Here is a 17761-nt window from a genome sequence, read left to right as displayed (position 1 = left end):
CTGTGGTGCTGCGCAGATCCTGGGCCCGCTACGCGCGCCTTTCGCGACACGAGGCCGCTCCTACATGGACCTGCGCTGCCAGGACTATTGAGCATGAATTTTTACTGTGTTCAGCCCGCTTGTTCGTCTCGTAACAGACCGCCCTTTTTCCAAGGATCCACCATGACCAACGCCGCCAACGCCGAGCGCCCGCTGCTGCGCTCGCAACGCCTGAATCAAGCGACCAACGCCCCACACACCGAGCTCGACGCACTGGTCAAAGCCCACGCGCCGTTTGCCAACCGTGACAACTTTGCCCGCTTCGTGGTCGCCCAGTACCTGTTTCAGTCCGAGCTGCAGGCGCTGTACAACGACCCACAACTGATCGCTATCGTGCCCGACCTGGCCGCACGCTGCCGCGCCGATCAGGCTCGCCTGGACCTGGCCGATCTCGATACCGCAGTGCCGGCGCCCGTGGCTGGCGCGTTGCAGGCGCCGAGCCTGGGCGAGGCACTGGGCTGGATCTTCGTCTCCGAAGGCTCCAAACTGGGCGCCGCTTTTTTGATCAAGCGTGCAGTGGCACTGGAGCTGTCCGACAGCTTTGGCGCACGTCACCTGGGTGAGCCGGCCGGTGGCCGTGCCGAAGGCTGGAAACAGTTCACGCGCATCCTCGACGGCCTGGAGCTGTCGGCTGAAGAAGACGCAGCCGCCGAGCGTGCTGCAGTCGCCGCCTTCGAGCGCTTCACCGAGTTGCTCAAGCATGCCTACGCGGCAGAAGTCGCGCCGGCCTGATACGCTTTACCCGGTCACCGCGGTGGTGGCCGGCCGTTTTTGCAGTGAGACCATGACCCAACTTGCCCGCTCGAAACTGACCCGCCTGCTGTACGCGATCCTGGCTTATGTGAGCCTGGGGATCGGCTTGGTGGCGATTGTCATTCCGGGCCTGCCGACCACCGAGTTCATTCTGCTTGCAGCCTGGGCCGCGACGCGCAGCTCGCCGCGGCTGAGCGCCTGGCTGGAGAACCATCGGCTGTTCGGGCCGATCCTGCACAACTGGCGCAACGGCCGGGTGATCCAGCGCCGGGCGAAAATCAGCGCCACCGTGAGCATGCTGATTTGCGCCTGCCTGATGCTGACCTTTCTCGAGCACCGTTGGCCGGTGTTTCTGGCCATCGCCGGCATGAGCCTGGGCAACCTGTGGATCTGGTCACGCCCGGAGCGCGTTCAGCCCGCAGCCTCCAACTGCAACGCCGGCTGAGCTAGAGCGTCAACAACCCCGCGTACAGCGCATACGCGGCCACGCCTGCACCTGCCAGCACCGCAGCGAAAATCAGCTTTTCCCAGCCGGTGAAGAGCGCCTGGCCCTGCTCGTGCTTGGCCCTTGCAAACAGAATCACCCCTGGCGCATACAGCAACGCCGACAGCAGCAGGTACTTGAGCCCGCCGGCGTACAACAGCCAGATCGCGTAGACCAGCGCCAGGCCGGCCACCACCAGGTCCTTGCGGCGCAGCCCGGCTTGCTCGGCATAGCCTTCACCGCGCAGCGCCAGCAGCACCGCATAGGCCGCCGACCACAGGTACGGCACCAGAATCATCGACGACGCCAGATAGATCAGGCTGGTGTAGGTGCCTGCCGAAAACAGCGTGATCAGCAAAAAGCCCTGGATCATGCAGTTGGTCAGCCACAGCGCGTTGGCCGGCACGTGATTGGCGTTCTCGACGGTGAGAAAACGCGGCATGGTCTTGTCCTTGGCCGTGGCGTAGAGGATCTCTGCACACAACAGTGCCCACGACAGCAGCGCGCCCAGCAGTGACACCGCCAGGCCAAGGCTGATCAGCAGCGCGCCCCATGGGCCGACGATATGCTCCAGCACCGCTGCCAGCGACGGGTTCTGCAACCCCGCCAGCTCCGGCTGGGTCATCACCCCAAGCGACAGCACGTTGACCAGCACCAGCAAGGCGAGCACGCCGAGAAAGCCGATCACGGTCGCCTTGCCCACGTCTGAACGGCGCTGGGCCCGCGCCGAGTACACGCTCGCGCCCTCGATGCCGATAAACACGAACACGGTCACCAGCATCATGTTGCGGACCTGCTCCATGACGCTGCCGAACTGCGGGTTGCTCGCGCCCCAGAGGTCGCGGGTGAAGACTTCGGCACGAAACGCCACGGCGGCAATCACGATGAAAATCAGCAGTGGCACTACCTTGGCCACGGTAGTGATCAGGTTGATGAACGCGGCTTCCTTGATCCCACGCAGCACCACAAAGTGCACGCACCAGAGCAACACCGAGGCGCAGCCGATCGCCACCGGCGTATTGCCCTCGCCGAACATCGGGAAATAAAACCCCAGGGTGCTGAACAGCAGTACGAAGTAGCCGACGTTGCCCAGCCAGGCGCTGATCCAGTAGCCCCACGCCGAAGAGAAACCCATGTAGTCGCCAAAGCCGGCCTTGGCGTAGGCATACACCCCCGAGTCGAGTTCGGGTTTGCGGTTGGCCAGGGTCTGGAACACGAACGCCAGCGCCAGCATGCCTACGGCGGTGATGCCCCAGCCGATCAACACAGCGCCGGCGTCGGCGCGGGCGGCCATGTTCTGCGGCAGCGAAAAGATTCCGCCACCAATCATCGAACCCACTACCAGCGCAATCAATGCACCGAGTCGCAGTTTATTTCCAGGCTCGCTCATTGGGCGCCCACCGTTGGTTGATGTCATCTGCACGCAAAACTTTTGAGCCCATATAAATAGCGCTGTATATGCGCTGTCACCCTTAAACGCTATAGCACTAATAGCAACACTGTCTATAGGCGATCCTGTGCGCCAGTGAGAGGCTGCCGGGCAACTATAGCCTCTGCAGTAATAATTTTAATTTACGCTGAAAATTTGCCTATCCAGTAAAAGCGGCTAGTTTGAAACATCGCAGGCAGAACAGAGTGTTTACTCTACCTAGACATGGAGTTGCCGGTGCAAAGGCCTGCAGCAGAGCGGTCGGCACACTCCAGGAGACACGTCTGGCCCAGGCCTTACGTTGCCATGAACTGATCTACATCAGCGAATGCCGGCGGCGTCAGGTTTACCATGACGTCAACTTTCTCCTGGTACGGAGTCGTTAAATGTCTGATTCTCCCGAAAAACTTAAACTCGGCGCACTGGTCGCACTTGTGGTCGGCTCGATGATTGGTGGCGGGATATTTTCCCTGCCGCAAAACATGGCCGCCAGTGCCGGTGTTGGCGCGGTATTGATTGGCTGGGCAATTACCGCAGTAGGCATGTTGACCCTGGCGTTCGTATTCCAGACCCTGGCCAATCGCAAGCCCGATCTGGACGGTGGCGTGTATGCCTACGCCAAGGCTGGATTTGGTGACTACATGGGCTTTTCCTCAGCCTGGGGTTACTGGATCAGTGCCTGGCTGGGCAACGTCGGTTACTTCGTGCTGTTGTTCAGCACGCTCGGTTATTTCTTCCCGGTATTTGGCGAAGGCAACACGCCGGCGGCGGTGATCGGCGCCTCGATCCTGCTCTGGGCCGTGCATTTTCTGGTGCTGCGCGGGATCAAGGAAGCCGCCTTCATCAACCTGGTGACGACCATCGCCAAGGTGGTGCCGCTGGCCTTGTTCGCGCTGATCTGCCTGTTCGCGTTCAAGCTCGACGTGATCACCGCCGACATCTGGGCGGTCGGCTCGCCGGACCTGGGCAGCGTGATGAACCAGGTGCGCAACATGATGCTGGTCACCGTGTGGGTGTTCATCGGCATCGAGGGCGCGAGCATCTTCTCCTCCCGCGCAGAAAAACGCGCCGACGTCGGCAAGGCCACGGTAATCGGCTTTATCACCGTGCTGCTGTTCCTGGTGCTGATCAACGTGCTGTCGATGGGCGTGATGACCCAACCGGAACTGGCCAAGCTGCAGAACCCGTCGATGGCGGCAGTGCTTGAGCATGTGGTCGGCCACTGGGGCGCGGTGCTGATCAGCGTCGGCCTGATCATCTCGCTGCTCGGGGCGTTGCTGTCGTGGGTGCTGCTGTGCGCCGAGATCATGTTCGCGGCGGCCAAGGACCACACCATGCCGGAGTTCCTGCGCCGCGAAAACGCCAACCATGTCCCGACCAACGCCCTTTGGCTGACAAACGCGATGGTGCAGGTGTTCCTGATCATCACCCTGTTCTCGGCCAGCACCTACCTGTCACTGATCTACCTCGCCACCTCGATGATCCTGGTGCCCTACCTGTGGTCAGCGGCCTACGGCTTTCTCATGGCGCTGCGCGGCGAAACCTACGAACAAGCACCCGGTGAGCGGCGCAAGGACCTGCTGATCGGCGCCATCGCCCTGCTCTACGCGATCTGGCTGCTGTATGCCGGCGGCATGAAGTACCTGCTGCTGTCGGCGCTGCTGTATGCGCCTGGGGCGATCCTGTTCGCCAAGGCCAAGCGTGAACTGGGGCAACCGATCTTCACCAGCATGGAGAAGCTGATCTTCGCCGCAGTAGTCGTCGGCGCGCTGGTGGCGGCCTACGGCCTGTATGACGGTTTCCTGACCCTTTAATCACCGAATCTGCATCATGGAGGCAATCACCATGTCCACCGAAAACCTCAAGTACGGCGTCCATTCCGAAGCCGGCAAACTGCGCAAAGTGATGGTCTGCTCCCCAGGCCTGGCACACCAGCGGCTGACCCCAAGCAACTGCGACGACCTGCTGTTCGACGATGTGATCTGGGTCAACCAGGCCAAGCGCGACCACTTCGACTTCGTTACCAAGATGCGCGAGCGCGGCATCGAAGTGCTGGAAATGCACAACCTGCTGACCGAGACCGTGCAGATCCCTGAAGCTCTGAAGTGGATCCTCGACCGCAAGATCACCGCCGACACCGTCGGCCTGGGCCTGACCAACGAAGTGCGCAGCTGGCTCGAAGGCATGGAGCCGCGCCGTCTGGCTGAGTTTCTGATTGGCGGCGTGGCCGGCGAAGACCTGCCTGAAAGCGAAGGCGCCAGCGTGATCAAGATGTACCGCGACTACCTCGGTCACTCCAGCTTCCTCCTCGACCCGCTGCCCAACACCCAGTTCACCCGCGACACCACCTGCTGGATCTACGGCGGCGTCACGCTGAACCCGATGTACTGGCCAGCGCGCCGTCAGGAAACCCTGCTGACCACCGCCATCTACAAATTCCACCCACAGTTCACCAACGCCGAGTTCGAAATCTGGTACGGCGACCCTGACCAGGACCACGGCAAGGCCACCCTGGAAGGCGGCGACGTGATGCCGATCGGCAATGGCGTGGTCTTGATCGGCATGGGTGAGCGCACTTCGCGCCAGGCCATCGGCCAACTGGCGCAGTCGCTGTTCGCCAAGGGCGCGGTAGAAAAAGTAGTGGTCGCCGGCCTGCCCAAATCGCGCGCGGCGATGCACCTGGACACCGTGTTCAGCTTCTGCGACCGCGACCTGGTCACGGTCTTCCCGGAAGTAGTCAAAGAGATCGTGCCGTTCGTGATCCGTCAGGACAGCAGCAAGCCGTATGGCCTGGACGTGCGCCGCGAGCACAAGAGCTTCATCGAAGTGGTCGCCGAGTCGCTCAACCTGAAAGAGCTGCGCGTGGTGGAAACCGGCGGTAACGCCTTTGCCGCCGAGCGCGAGCAGTGGGATGACGGCAACAACGTGGTCGCGCTCGAGCCTGGCGTGGTCATCGGCTACGACCGCAATACCTATACCAATACCCTGCTGCGCAAGGCCGGGGTCGAGGTCATCACCATCAGTGCCGGCGAACTCGGCCGTGGCCGTGGCGGCGGCCACTGCATGACCTGCCCGATCATCCGCGACCCTATCGATTACTGAAATAGCCAGCACCCCGGCCGCGCTCACCAGGCGCCGGCCGGGTACCTCACCGAATCCAAGGAGAACTGTCATGGCGTTCAACATCCACAACCGCAACCTGCTCAGCCTGGAACATCACACCACGCGCGAGCTGCGCTACCTGCTCGACCTGTCCCGCGACCTCAAGCGCGCCAAGTACACCGGCACCGAGCAGCAGCACCTGAAGGGCAACAACATTGCCCTGATCTTCGAAAAGACCTCGACCCGTACCCGCTGCGCGTTCGAAGTGGCCGCCTACGACCAAGGCGCCAACGTCACCTACATCGACCCCAATTCGTCGCAGATCGGTCACAAGGAAAGCATGAAGGACACCGCACGGGTGCTCGGGCGCATGTACGACGCCATCGAGTACCGCGGCTTCAAGCAGGAGATCGTTGAGGAGCTGGCCAAGTTTGCCGGGGTACCGGTGTTCAACGGCCTGACCGATGAATACCACCCTACCCAGATGATCGCCGACGTGCTGACCATGCGCGAAAACAGCGACAAGCCGATCCACGACATCAGCTACGCCTACCTGGGCGACGCCCGCAACAACATGGGCAACTCGCTGCTGCTGATCGGCGCCAAACTCGGCATGGACGTGCGCATTGCCGCGCCCAAGGCGCTGTGGCCGCACGATGATCTGGTCGAACGCTGCCACAAATACGCCGAAGAAAGCGGCGCGCGCATCACCCTCACCGAAGACCCGAAAGCGGCGGTCAAAGGCGTCGATTTCGTCCATACCGACGTCTGGGTATCGATGGGCGAGCCAGTCGAAGCCTGGGGCGAACGCATTCAGCAACTGCTGCCGTATCAGGTCAACGCCGAGCTGATGAAGGCCACCGGCAACCCGCGGGCCAAGTTCATGCACTGCCTGCCGGCGTTCCACAACTCCGACACCAAGGTCGGCAAGCAGATCGCCGAGCAGTACCCGCACCTGGCCAACGGTATCGAAGTGACCGACGACGTGTTCGAGTCGCCGGCCTGCATTGCCTTCGAGCAGGCGGAAAACCGCATGCACACGATCAAGGCGATCCTGGTCTCGACCCTGGCCGATCTCTGACCGACTCGCTGGGCTGGCGTGGCCGCTGCTGGGTGAATTGCTGCTTGTCAGCAGGTTCACTCGCAGCGGCCACGCCGTCTGCTCCTCTCTGCCAAAGGACACTTCACCATGCGTATCGTTGTTGCACTGGGCGGCAACGCCCTGCTCCGCCGAGGCGAGCCTCTGACCGCTGACAATCAGCGAAGCAACATCCGCACCGCCACCGAACAGATCGCCAAGATCCACCCCGGCAATGAACTGGTCATCGCCCACGGCAACGGTCCGCAGGTCGGTTTGCTGTCGCTGCAGGCCCAGGCCTACAAGCCGGACGAAGCCTACCCATTGGACGTGCTTGGCGCTGAAACCGAAGGCATGATCGGCTACATGATCGAACAGGAGCTGGGCAACCTGCTCGACTTCGAAGTGCCGTTCGCCACTCTGCTCACCCAGGTCGAAGTCGACGCCAACGACCCGGCCTTCAAGGATCCGACCAAGTTCATCGGCCCGGTCTACAGCAAGGAGGACGCCGAGCGTCTGGCCAAGGACAAGGGCTGGGTGGTCAAGCCTGACGGCGATAAATACCGCCGGGTAGTCGCCAGCCCGAAACCCAAGCGCATCTTCGAAATCCGTCCGATCAAATGGTTGCTGGAAAAACGCAGCATCGTGATCTGTGCCGGTGGCGGCGGCATCCCCACCATGTACGATGAAAACCGCAAGCTCAAAGGCATCGAAGCGGTGATCGACAAGGACCTGTGTTCGGCCCTGCTGGCTGAACAGCTGGACGCTGATCTGCTGGTCATCGCCACTGACGTCGACGCCGCGTATGTCGACTTCAACAAGCCCACGCAGAAGGCGATTGCCCAGGCTCACCCGGATGAACTGGAGCGGCTTGGCTTTGCCGCAGGCTCGATGGGACCCAAGGTGCAGGCTGCCTGCGACTTCGCCCGCAACACCGGCAAGGTCGCGGTGATTGGCTCGCTGGCCGACATCGAAGAGATCGTCAAAGGCACCGCCGGCACTCGGGTATCCACCGCCAAGCCTGGAATAAGCTACCGTTGATTGCAGTTGGCGGGTGCCGGTCGCCCGCCGTTTTCACACCTTTGCGAGGAGCTATCATGGCCAAGTTCGAGCCAGGTCACGTGCATATCGAGCGCATGGCGCTGCACAACCAGGATCACAGCTACGACCTCAACATCAACTACGAAGTGGCCACGGACCCCAAGGACGGCGCCGGCATCCAGTTTCGTATGCACGGCAGCATCGAAGGCAAGCCGGTTGAGGAAACGTTCTTTCTGGCCAAGGATCAGGTCCTGCCGAGCTTTCTCAGCATCGCCACGCGCAAGGCCCAGAGCTACATGCCGCAGCCGAAAAAATTCGAGAGCATGGGCTCGTCGCACAAAATCTATGACCTGATGTTTGAAGACATCCGCCAGAAGCTCGCGGTCAAATCCGGCGACTGCGTCAAGCCTGAGCATCTGGAATAGCCTCTACGGCGACAGTACCGCCGGCAGTTTTGTTGATGCACAAGGCTTGAAGCCTGAGGCGGGCGCGGCATACTGAGCGCCTCTGCGGCCACAGCCTTGTACGCTCCCCATGCGCATTCACGTCAGCTTCATCGACCGCGTCGGCATCACCCAGGAAGTCCTGGCCCTGCTCGGTGCCCGCCATCTCAACCTGGACGCCGTGGAGATGGTCCCGCCAAACGTCTACATCGACGCCCCGACCCTCAGCCCGGCGGTGCTCGAAGAACTGCACGATGCCCTGCTGGAAGTGCACGGCGTGCAATCGGTGGAAGTGGTCGACATCCTCCCCGGCCAGCGCCGACACCTGCAGCTGGATGCCTTGCTGGCAGCCATGAGCGACCCGGTGCTGGCCGTCGACAGCGCCGGCAAGGTGTTGCTGGCCAACCCGGCGCTGATCGCCCTGTGCGGGCGCGAGTCGGCTGGGCGCTCGGTTGGCGAGCTGTTCAAGGACCCGGCGCTGCTGCAGGCGCTGCTGGACAACAACTTCCACCTGCCGATGCGCGAGATGCAGTTCGACGGCCACAGCCTGCTCCTGGATGCCACGCCGATCACCCATGCCGGCGGCCTGCTGACGCTGTACCCGCCCAAGCGTATGGGGGAGCGCTTGTCGGCGCTGCACCATGATCACGCCGAAGGCTTCGATGCGCTGCTCGGCGACTCGCCAGCCATTCGCACCCTCAAGGCCCGTGCCCTGCGTGTGGCGGCGCTGGATGCGCCGTTACTGGTGCATGGCGAAACCGGCACCGGCAAGGAGCTGGTGGCCCGCGCCAGCCATGCCCTGAGCAGCCGTCAGGGCGCGCCGTTTCTGGCTCTCAACTGCGCCGCATTGCCCGAGAGCCTGGCCGAGAGCGAACTGTTCGGCTATGCCCCGGGCGCGTTTACCGGCGCGCAGCGCGGTGGCAAGCCGGGGCTGATGGAGCTGGCCAACCAGGGTACGGTGTTTCTCGACGAAATCGGCGAGATGTCGCCGTACCTGCAGGCCAAGCTGCTGCGTTTTCTCAACGACGGCAGCTTTCGCCGGGTCGGTGGCGATCGCGAGGTCAAGGTCGATGTACGCATCATCAGCGCCACCCACCGTGACCTCGAACGCATGGTCAGCGAGGGCAGCTTTCGCGAGGACCTGTTCTACCGCCTCAACGTGCTCAACCTGCAAGTGCCGCCGCTGCGCGAGCGCGGCCAGGACATTCTGCTGCTGGCGCACTATTTCATGCAGCAGGCCTGCACGCAGATCCAGCGCCCGACCTGCCAGCTCGCCCCAGGCACCCATGCAGCGTTGCTGGCCAACCCGTGGCCGGGCAACGTGCGCCAATTGCAGAACGTGATCTTCCGCGCTGCGGCCATCTGCGACAGCGACCTGGTCGACATTGGCGACCTGGACATCGCCGGCACCGCGGTGCGCCGAGGCCAGGACACCGAGGTGGCCAGCCTTGAGCAGGCAGTTGGCGATTTCGAGCGTGAGCTGTTGCAGCGCCTGTACCCCAGCTATCCCTCGACCCGGCAGCTGGCAGCACGGCTGAATACCTCACATACTGCGATTGCTCAGCGTCTGCGCAAGTACGGGATCCCCGCCAAACCCTGAGGCTTGACCACTGGTCGCGTTGACCGCGCATGCACTCCAACTCCCGCGGATGAGCTCCTTCCAATAACAGGAGCCTTTCATCTCAACAGGAGTACCGACCATGCGCGATTACCCTACGCCACCGTTTCCGGCACAACCGCAGGACGTACCCGGCGAGCAGCAGAAGATGCAACCGCTCCCCGATTGCGGCGAACACAGCTACAAAGGCAATGGCCGCCTGCAGGGCAAGATTGCCCTGATCACTGGCGGCGACAGCGGCATCGGCCGCGCCGTGGCGATTGCCTATGCCCGTGAAGGCGCCGACGTTGCCATCGCTTATCTGAATGAACACGAAGACGCCCAGGAAACTGCCCGTTGGGTCGAACAGGCTGGCCGCCAGTGCCTGCTGCTGCCAGGCGATCTGGCGCACAAGGCGGTGTGCTACGAAATTGTCGACAAGACGGTGGAGAAGTTTGGCCGCATCGACATCCTGATCAACAATGCCGCGTTCCAGATGTCCCACGAAAACCTCGAAGACATCACCGATGACGAGTGGGTGATGACCTTCGATGTGAACATCACTGCCATGTTCCGCATCTGCCAGAGAGCGCTGCCGTCGATGGCCAAGGGCAGTTCGATCATCAACACCAGCTCGATCAACTCCGATTCGCCCAAGCCGACACTGCTGCCGTACGCGACGACCAAAGGTGCGATCGCCAACTTCACCGCCGGGTTGGCGCAGATGCTTGGAAGCAAGGGCATTCGCGTCAACAGCGTCGCACCTGGCCCGATCTGGACACCATTGATCCCGGCGACCATGCCGGTCGAAGAGGTCAGCGAATTCGGTACGCAAACGCCGATGGGCCGCCCTGGCCAGCCGATCGAAGTCGCCCCGATCTACGTGCTGCTGGGCTCGGATGAGGCCAGCTACATTTCCGGTTCGCGCTATGGCGTGACCGGCGGTAAGCCCATCCTGTAAACCCCGCAAAAAAAGCGGCGCGCATCCCGAGAGATGCGCGCCGCTTTTTCATTTTTACTTGCGCTGCTGGTCTTCCTGACGTGCAGTTTTCTGCGCGGTCGAATCATGCTCGGTGCCCGTCGAGCCGTCTGGCCGGAGTGCATCGTTGTCGCGCTCGGCTTCTCCGGCGGACTTGCTCGGTGTTTGTTGCTGGTGTTGTTTATCGGCGGGGTTGTGCATACATTTTTCTCCTAGCCTTTGCTGTAGTCGGGCGATACCGCAGAACCGCGTCATCTACCTATTGGGAGAAAAACGGTTAGAGATCGTGCCCTATTTTTATCAAAACAAGACGAATGGTCAGGCAATGAACGTTCAAAAATTGAATTCGACTAACGCTACCGTAATCTTTAGCGCGCCGATTACTCGGTGCCGTTATGAGTGCGCCAACCTAACCAAACTGTAATGGCCCACTCACCCTCGCGTTAACTTCGCCTGGTTAACCTGCATGCGAGAGAAACCGCCGCTCCCGGCAGGTTGACGATAGCGAGGTTAATTATGAAACTGCTGAAGTGCATGGCCATGGCCAGCCTGCTGATTGGAATGACCGGCACCGCATATGCTGAAGGCGGGCATGAGCGCGCCAAGCAATTCAATAAGGATTTTCGGACTGAACAGGCACGACTTTGGGATAGCAAGTCGTTGCAGCAGGATGACAAACAAAAAGTTGCGCAACAGCAGAAACAGCCGCGCACTGAAAGTAAGTAAGTTGTCATACCAATAACGGGGCCGCTGCGCGACCCTTCGCGGCGGTCCGGCGTCCCGGTGAACCCGCTCCCACAGGTTGATAAGTTAACTCACAACCCTGTGGGAGCGGGTTCACCCGCGAAGGCCGCGCAGCGGCCCCGCTCTATTCAATCTTCAATAAAAAAACCCACAATCTGCATTGTGGGTTTTTTCTTGGGCAACTACTTCAAGCCTGCTCTACCTCATCATCACGCCGATGCACCCAGTGATACAGCGCCGGCAACACCAGCAGCGTCAACGCCGTAGACGACAGAATCCCGCCAATCACCACGGTCGCCAGCGGCCGTTGCACCTCAGCGCCGGTGCCGGTGGCCAAGGCCATCGGGATGAAGCCGAGCGACGCCACCAACGCCGTCATCAACACCGGTCGCAACCGGGTCAGCGCACCTTCATCCACGGCCAGCCTGACACTGCGACCCTCCTCGCGCAGGCCACGGATAAACGCGATCATTACCAGCCCGTTGAGCACCGCGACCCCGGACAAGGCAATAAAGCCCACCCCAGCCGAAATCGACAGCGGGATATCACGCAGCCACAGCGCCACCACCCCGCCGGTCAGGGCAAAGGGAATCCCGGTGAACACCAGCAAGCCGTCCTTGAGGTTGTTGAACATCAGGAACAGCAAGGTCATGACCAACAGCAAGGCCACCGGCACCACGATCTGCAAGCGCTTGGCCGCCGACTGCAACTGCTCGAACTGGCCGCCCCAGCTGGTCCAGTAACCTGCCGGGATGGCGACCGTGCTGGCCAGGGTCTCGCTGGCCTGCGCGACGAACGAGCCAAGGTCACGCCCGCGCACGTTGGCGCTGACCACCACCAGGCGCTTGCCGTTCTCGCGGCTGATCTGGTTGGGCCCCAACTGCAGGTCCAGGCTGGCCACCTGCGACAGGGCGATGAAGCCAATCTGCTGGGCCCCGCTGGCGGCGCTTGCCGGCACCGGAATCAACAGGCTGGACAGCCCGGCAACGTCGGTGCGCAAGGTCTCCGAGAGGCGCACCACCATGTCGAAACGGCGGTCGCCTTCATACAAGGTGCCAGCCTCACGGCCACCTACCGCGATGGCGATGGCGTCCTGCACAGCGCCCATGCTCAGGCCGTAACGTGCAGCCTTGTCGCGGTCGATATTGATGGTCAGTACCGGCAAGCCGGTGGTCTGTTCGACCTTGACCTCGGACGCACCCGGCACGCCCTGCAACGCCGTGGCGATCTTGGCCGCAGTGCGGTTGAGCACATCCATGTCATCGCCGAAGACCTTTACCGCAACATCACTGCGCACACCGGAGATCAGCTCGTTGAAACGCAACTGAATCGGCTGCGACAGCTCATAGTTGCTGCCCGGCACGCTGGCGGCTGCCTTCTGCACCTGGGCGATCAATGCCTCCCGCGACAGGCTCGGGTCGGGCCACTGACTCTGCGGCTTGAGCATGATGTAGGCATCGGAGATGTTCGGCGGCATCGGGTCGGAGGCGATCTCGGCGGTGCCGGTACGGGCAAATATCCGTTCCACCTCTGGGACCTGCTCGATGATGGCTTTTTCCAGACGCTGCTGCATGTCGACCGACTGGGTCAGGCTGGTGCCCGGCACACGCAACGCCTGCAAGGCCAGATCGCCCTCGCTCAGGCTGGGGATGAACTCGCTGCCCATGCGCGTCGCCAGCACGCCGCTGAGCAGTACCACGATGAACGCCCCGGCGAAGGCAAACCGGCGATGCTCCAGCACCCAGCGCAGCACCGGCTGGTAACCCTGGCGCGCGGTGCGCATGACCACGCCTTCCTCTTCCTTGACCTTGCCGGTGACGAACATGGCAATCGCGGCAGGCACGAACGTCACCGACAGGATCATCGCGCCGAGCAGCGCCAGCACCACGGTGAAGGCCATCGGGTGGAACATCTTGCCCTCGACCCCGGTGAGGGCGAAGATCGGCAGGTACACCACCATGATGATCAGCTGGCCGAAGATCAACGGCCGGCGCGCCTCACGGGCCGCCGCGAACACCTCATGGAAACGCTCGGTCTTGCTCAGCATGCGCCCGTGCTTGTGCTGGGCATGGGCCAGACGCCGGATGGCGTTTTCCACGATCACCACCGCGCCGTCGACAATGATGCCGAAGTCCAGCGCGCCCAGGCTCATCAGGTTGGCGCTGACCTTGTTGTTGAACATGCCGGTGAAGGTGAACAGCATCGACAGCGGGATCACCATCGCCGTGATCAACGCCGCGCGGATATTGCCGAGGAACAGGAACAGAATCACGATGACCAGGATCGCCCCTTCGATCAGGTTCTTCTTGACCGTGGCAATGGCTTTTTCGACCAGATTGGTGCGGTCATAGACGGTGACCGCCACCACGCCCTTGGGCAGCGTGCGGTTGATCTCGGCGAGCTTGCTGGCAACCGCTTGCGACACGCTGCGGCTGTTCTCGTTGATCAGCATGAACACGGTGCCGAGCACCACCTCACGGCCGTTCTCGGTGGCAGCGCCGGAGCGCAGTTCCTTGCCGATGCTGACTTCGGCGACATTGCTGACGCGGATCGGCGCGCCGCCAACGCTGCTGATGACGATGTTGGCGATGTCATCGACAGTGCCCACCTGGCCAGGTGCGCGGATCAGCAATTGCTCGCCACTGCGCTCGATGTAGCCGGCGCCAACGTTGCCATTGTTGCTTTCCAGGGCAGTCAGCAAATCATTCAAGGTCAGTTTGTAGGCAGCCAGGCGCTTGGGATCGGGCGCAATTTGATACTGCTTGGCGTAGCCGCCAATGGTGTTGATTTCGGCAACCCCGGGCACGTTGCGCAACTGCGGCTTGATGATCCAGTCCTGGATCACCCGCAGGTCGGTCGGGGTGTAGGGCGTACCGTCTTCCTTCAACGCGCCAGGCTCGGTCTCGACGGTCCACAGGAAAATCTCGCCGAGCCCGGTCGATACCGGGCCCATGATCGCCTCGACGCCTTGCGGCAATTGCGCCTTGGCCACCTGCAGACGCTCGTTGACCAGCTGCCGGGCGAAGAAGATGTCGGTGCCGTCCTTGAAAATCACCGTGACCTGCGACAGGCCCGAGCGCGACAGCGAGCGGGTCTGCAGCAGCCCCGGCAGGCCGGCCATGGCCGTTTCCACGGCAAAGGTAATGCGCTGCTCGGTTTCCAGCGGTGAGTAGCCTGGCGCGGCAGTGTTGATCTGGACCTGGACGTTGGTGATGTCCGGGACCGCATCGATGGGCAGCTTCTGGTAGCTGTAGACCCCGACCGCAGCCATGATCAGCACCGAGATCATGACCACGATACGCTGCTCGATGGCGAATCTGATAAGACGTTCAAACATGGGCAATCTTCCTTTCGCGGCGCATCAGTGGCTGTGCTCGGCAGTGGCCTTGCCCAGCTCCGACTTGAGCGTGAAACTGCCACTGGCAGCGACCTCGACACCGGCCTGCAGGCCCGTGGTGATTTCCACATAACCGCCGTCACGCCGACCAAGGCTGACCGGGTGCGCCTCGAAGCCGTCGACGCTGCGCACGAATACCGCAGGCTGTGCTTCGAGGGTTTGCACGGCCGACTCGGGCACGGCCACGGCGACCTGGGCCGACTGCGCCGTGACCGCGATATTCACGAACAGGCCCGGGCGCCAGGCGCCCTCGGGATTGGTCAGGGTGACGCGCACGGTCGCCGCGCGGTTCTGCTCACCGAGCAGGCTGCCGACATAGCCGACCTTGCCGTCGACTTCGGCATTCATGTCTGGCGAGGACACCTTGACCGCGCGGCCGGTGGTGACCTTGTTCAAGTCACTGGGCGGCACCGCAAACGTCGCCCAGACCTGGCTGAGGTCAGACAGAATGAACGCGTTGGTGGCCTCGCTGACCACTTCGCCGACGCTCAGGTGCTTCTCCACCACCACTGCATCGAACGGTGCTCGCAGTTCGTAGCGGTTGCCGCCGGCGGCCCCGATGGCAGAGCCGATTGCGGCGATTTTCTGGCGGGCATTGGCCTGGGCAATCTCAGCCTCTTGCAGGGCCTGGCGCGCCTGCAGGTAGTCCTGCTCGGCAGAAATCTTGTCCTGCCACAACTGTTGTTCGCGGGTGAAGGTCAGCCGGGCAAGCTCCAGTCGGCGCTGGGCGGCCTGCTGTTCGCTGCGCAGGTCGGAGATCTGCTGGCTGGCGATCACCGCCAGCACCTGGCCCTTGCGCACCGCCTGGCCGAGATTGGCCTGCACGCTTTCGACCACGCCAGGCACCCGCGGTACCACGTGCGCGGTGCGGTCTTCGTCGAAGCGGATTTCACCCGGGAAGCTCACCACGGTGCCGAGCTGGCGTGGCCCTGCAGGGGCGAGGACGATGCCCGCAGCCTTGATCTGCTCGGCACTGAGGGTCAGCTTGCCCTCCTCTTCTCCATGGCCTGCTTCGGCGTGCTCGTCTTCAGCGCCTTCCTGGTGGTCGTGATCATCCTCACCTGAGTTTTTGGCTGGCGTCGCCTGCGTCTCGGCATGGCCATGATCGTCATCCTTGCCATGGGCATCGGCGTGCTGCTCGGCATTCGAGCTCCAGAGCAGGCTGCCCAGGCCGAGGGCGGCCACGGCGGCAACCGCGAGGGCGATCTTGCGTGTGTTGTTCATTGCTACTCCTGCTGATCGTGGGCAGTGACGGGCTCAGCCGCCAGGTACCGAATAAAGCGTCTGGCCGCTCAACGCGCGGCAACGGCACCATCAAGGTCGCCGTAGATCCGTTCCACTTGCGCCCGGGCAGCACTGGCGGCGCCCAGCGAGTCGAGGTACTGGCCGCGTGCGGTGATCAAGGTGCGCTGGGCATCGAGCACTTCGATAAAGCCGAACTTGCCCATTTCGAAACCGCGCGTGGCGCTGTCGAGCGCCTGCTGGGCTGCCGGTAGGATGGTCTGCTCGTAGGTCTCGACCTCGTGCATTGCGCGGGTCCATTGCAGCAGCGCGGTCTGGGTTTCACTGCGCAGCCGCTGCTCGACCGCGTTGCGTTGGTCGCGCGCCTGATCGGCGCGCCGCGCCGCCGAGAGCACGTTGCCCTGGTTGCGATCGAACAGCGGCAACGGCATCGACAGGCCGACCACGTTGACCCGCTCGCGCACGGTGCGGTCGTATTGGCTGCCGACACTGACGGTGAGGTTGGGCACGCGCAGGGCCTTTTCCGAGCCAAGCGCGGCATCGCTCTGGTCGATCACGGCAAGCGCATGGCGCATCTCGGCGGTCTGCTCGAGCCGGGCCAGCAGGTCGACGGAGGATGGCGGCAAGCCAGGCGACAGGCTCGGCGCATCCAGCCGCTGAACATCGGCAGTGGCGCTGCCGCTGATCAGGGCCAGGTTCTGGTAAGCCATGGCCTGTTCGGTTTCAGCACGGCGCAACTGCAGGCGCGCTTCGGCCAGCTCGACCTGGGCGCGGGTCGCCTCGACCGGCGACGACTTGCCCGCCCGCACCCGGCCATCGACAACCTTCAGGCCGCGTTCGCCGAGCTGCTGCGACTGGCGCGCCAGATCGACCCCGACCTGCGCGCGCAGCGCGGCATGAAAGGCCTCTACAACATCGGCGCGCAGGCTGTTGACCTGACGCGCCAGCTCCAGCTGGGCGACGCTCTGGCCGTAGCTGGCAGCTTCGATGCGCGCACCACGCTTGCCACCCAGCTCCAGCGCCTGGCTGAGCGTGACCGTGGTCGTGCTGCTGTTGCGGTCAGTGTCTTCAACCTCGTAAGACAGCTCAGGGTTGGGCATGACCCCAGCCTGGTCACGCGCACCTTGAGCGATGCCGATTTCCTGGCGGGCAGCTGCCAACTGCGGGTTGGCCGCCATGGCCTGGGCCAGGGCCTGGGTCAAACTCAGGCCCTGGGCCAGTGCCGGCGCGGGCAGGCCGGCGCCGATCAGCGCGCAGACAGCCAGCAGCCGGCACGCCCAGGCTGGCTTGCTGATCAAGGTGGAACGGTTGAACCGGGGCACGGTAAGGGTCCTCTGCACACATTTCACTGAAACCTGGCAAGCACCCTGCGGCCGCCGCCAAGCCCTGTTGAATCAAGTGCAGGCACGCTAATGAACGGCAGCTATCAGCGC

General features: G+C 62.8%; 15 protein-coding genes. 10 read left to right on the top strand and 5 right to left on the bottom strand.

Annotated elements, in window-relative coordinates; all coding sequences use genetic code 11:
• The first annotated feature begins 162 nt into the window (after window positions 1-162).
• Window positions 163-771, top strand: coding sequence for a biliverdin-producing heme oxygenase (locus tag ACIOAU_RS00785; RefSeq protein WP_150572044.1), 609 nt, complete (start codon window positions 163-165; stop codon window positions 769-771).
• Window positions 772-823: 52 nt separating this feature from the next.
• A complete protein-coding gene (locus ACIOAU_RS00780) occupies window positions 824-1237 on the top strand; it encodes a YbaN family protein (protein ID WP_103436217.1) in 414 nt (137 codons plus the stop codon).
• A gap of 1 nt (window position 1238) precedes the next feature.
• On the opposite strand, the gene arcD (ACIOAU_RS00775) is transcribed toward ACIOAU_RS00780, so the two are convergent.
• Window positions 1239-2666: an arginine-ornithine antiporter gene (arcD, locus tag ACIOAU_RS00775; protein ID WP_401179374.1), complete on the bottom strand. Its 1428-nt coding sequence runs from the start codon at window positions 2664-2666 to the stop codon at window positions 1239-1241.
• Between the two features lie 425 nt (window positions 2667-3091).
• Between arcD (ACIOAU_RS00775) and arcD (ACIOAU_RS00770) the strand changes: the two genes are divergently transcribed.
• From arcD (ACIOAU_RS00770) to ACIOAU_RS00740, 7 genes are all read left to right on the top strand, one after another.
• Window positions 3092-4519: an arginine-ornithine antiporter gene (gene arcD, locus ACIOAU_RS00770; RefSeq protein WP_101316946.1), complete on the top strand. Its 1428-nt coding sequence runs from the start codon at window positions 3092-3094 to the stop codon at window positions 4517-4519.
• 31 nt (window positions 4520-4550) lie between these two features.
• Complete coding sequence (gene arcA / locus ACIOAU_RS00765) at window positions 4551-5807, top strand: arginine deiminase (protein ID WP_150572047.1); 1257 nt, start codon at window positions 4551-4553, stop codon at window positions 5805-5807.
• A gap of 70 nt (window positions 5808-5877) precedes the next feature.
• On the top strand, window positions 5878-6888 hold the full coding sequence (locus ACIOAU_RS00760) for an ornithine carbamoyltransferase (RefSeq protein WP_101316942.1): 1011 nt from the start codon (window positions 5878-5880) through the stop codon (window positions 6886-6888).
• Between the two features lie 108 nt (window positions 6889-6996).
• A complete protein-coding gene (gene arcC, locus ACIOAU_RS00755; protein WP_401179369.1) occupies window positions 6997-7926 on the top strand; it encodes a carbamate kinase in 930 nt (309 codons plus the stop codon).
• A 56-nt stretch (window positions 7927-7982) separates the two neighbouring features.
• Window positions 7983-8351 (top strand): DUF5064 family protein, encoded by a 369-nt coding sequence (locus ACIOAU_RS00750; RefSeq protein WP_103436212.1) that lies wholly within the window; start codon window positions 7983-7985, stop codon window positions 8349-8351.
• Between the two features lie 109 nt (window positions 8352-8460).
• On the top strand, window positions 8461-9969 hold the full coding sequence (locus ACIOAU_RS00745) for a sigma-54-dependent transcriptional regulator (RefSeq protein ID WP_101316936.1): 1509 nt from the start codon (window positions 8461-8463) through the stop codon (window positions 9967-9969).
• Between the two features lie 100 nt (window positions 9970-10069).
• Entirely contained in the window at window positions 10070-10927 is an 858-nt protein-coding gene (locus ACIOAU_RS00740; RefSeq protein ID WP_401179364.1) for an SDR family oxidoreductase, read from the top strand.
• Between the two features lie 54 nt (window positions 10928-10981).
• Here ACIOAU_RS00740 and ACIOAU_RS00735 read toward each other — a convergent pair whose 3' ends face one another.
• Window positions 10982-11146 (bottom strand): hypothetical protein, encoded by a 165-nt coding sequence (locus tag ACIOAU_RS00735; RefSeq protein WP_178080748.1) that lies wholly within the window; start codon window positions 11144-11146, stop codon window positions 10982-10984.
• A gap of 315 nt (window positions 11147-11461) precedes the next feature.
• On the opposite strand from ACIOAU_RS00735, the gene ACIOAU_RS00730 reads away from it, so the two are divergent.
• Window positions 11462-11671, top strand: coding sequence for a hypothetical protein (locus tag ACIOAU_RS00730; RefSeq protein WP_101316932.1), 210 nt, complete (start codon window positions 11462-11464; stop codon window positions 11669-11671).
• Window positions 11672-11876: 205 nt separating this feature from the next.
• Here the strand turns inward: ACIOAU_RS00730 and ACIOAU_RS00725 are convergent, their stop codons facing one another.
• From ACIOAU_RS00725 to ACIOAU_RS00715, 3 genes are all read right to left on the bottom strand, one after another.
• Window positions 11877-15026 (bottom strand): efflux RND transporter permease subunit, encoded by a 3150-nt coding sequence (locus tag ACIOAU_RS00725; RefSeq protein ID WP_401179360.1) that lies wholly within the window; start codon window positions 15024-15026, stop codon window positions 11877-11879.
• 24 nt (window positions 15027-15050) lie between these two features.
• The gene (locus ACIOAU_RS00720; protein WP_150571078.1) at window positions 15051-16310 is read right to left on the bottom strand and encodes an efflux RND transporter periplasmic adaptor subunit; all 1260 of its coding nucleotides are present in this window, start codon (window positions 16308-16310) and stop codon (window positions 15051-15053) included.
• 68 nt (window positions 16311-16378) lie between these two features.
• The gene (locus ACIOAU_RS00715; protein WP_259075705.1) at window positions 16379-17650 is read right to left on the bottom strand and encodes a TolC family protein; all 1272 of its coding nucleotides are present in this window, start codon (window positions 17648-17650) and stop codon (window positions 16379-16381) included.
• Between the last annotated feature and the right edge of the window lie 111 nt (window positions 17651-17761).

This window comes from Pseudomonas sp. NPDC088322, from assembly GCF_044740745.1.
GTDB lineage: Bacteria > Pseudomonadota > Gammaproteobacteria > Pseudomonadales > Pseudomonadaceae > Aquipseudomonas > Aquipseudomonas shirazensis.
Note: the sequence above shows the minus strand (reverse complement) of the source record. Positions and strands in the feature narration are given on the sequence as shown.

Coding starts and splice junctions, on each gene's coding strand:
- arcD (WP_401179374.1), bottom strand. CDS start 2,666: ATGAGCGAGCCTGGAAATAAACTGCGACTCGGTGCATTGATTGCGCTG.
- ACIOAU_RS00720 (WP_150571078.1), bottom strand. CDS start 16,310: ATGAACAACACACGCAAGATCGCCCTCGCGGTTGCCGCCGTGGCCGCC.
- ACIOAU_RS00745 (WP_101316936.1), top strand. CDS start 8,461: ATGCGCATTCACGTCAGCTTCATCGACCGCGTCGGCATCACCCAGGAA.
- ACIOAU_RS00730 (WP_101316932.1), top strand. CDS start 11,462: ATGAAACTGCTGAAGTGCATGGCCATGGCCAGCCTGCTGATTGGAATG.
- ACIOAU_RS00760 (WP_101316942.1), top strand. CDS start 5,878: ATGGCGTTCAACATCCACAACCGCAACCTGCTCAGCCTGGAACATCAC.
- ACIOAU_RS00725 (WP_401179360.1), bottom strand. CDS start 15,026: ATGTTTGAACGTCTTATCAGATTCGCCATCGAGCAGCGTATCGTGGTC.
- arcD (WP_101316946.1), top strand. CDS start 3,092: ATGTCTGATTCTCCCGAAAAACTTAAACTCGGCGCACTGGTCGCACTT.
- ACIOAU_RS00785 (WP_150572044.1), top strand. CDS start 163: ATGACCAACGCCGCCAACGCCGAGCGCCCGCTGCTGCGCTCGCAACGC.
- ACIOAU_RS00735 (WP_178080748.1), bottom strand. CDS start 11,146: ATGCACAACCCCGCCGATAAACAACACCAGCAACAAACACCGAGCAAG.
- ACIOAU_RS00750 (WP_103436212.1), top strand. CDS start 7,983: ATGGCCAAGTTCGAGCCAGGTCACGTGCATATCGAGCGCATGGCGCTG.
- ACIOAU_RS00740 (WP_401179364.1), top strand. CDS start 10,070: ATGCGCGATTACCCTACGCCACCGTTTCCGGCACAACCGCAGGACGTA.
- ACIOAU_RS00780 (WP_103436217.1), top strand. CDS start 824: ATGACCCAACTTGCCCGCTCGAAACTGACCCGCCTGCTGTACGCGATC.
- arcA (WP_150572047.1), top strand. CDS start 4,551: ATGTCCACCGAAAACCTCAAGTACGGCGTCCATTCCGAAGCCGGCAAA.
- arcC (WP_401179369.1), top strand. CDS start 6,997: ATGCGTATCGTTGTTGCACTGGGCGGCAACGCCCTGCTCCGCCGAGGC.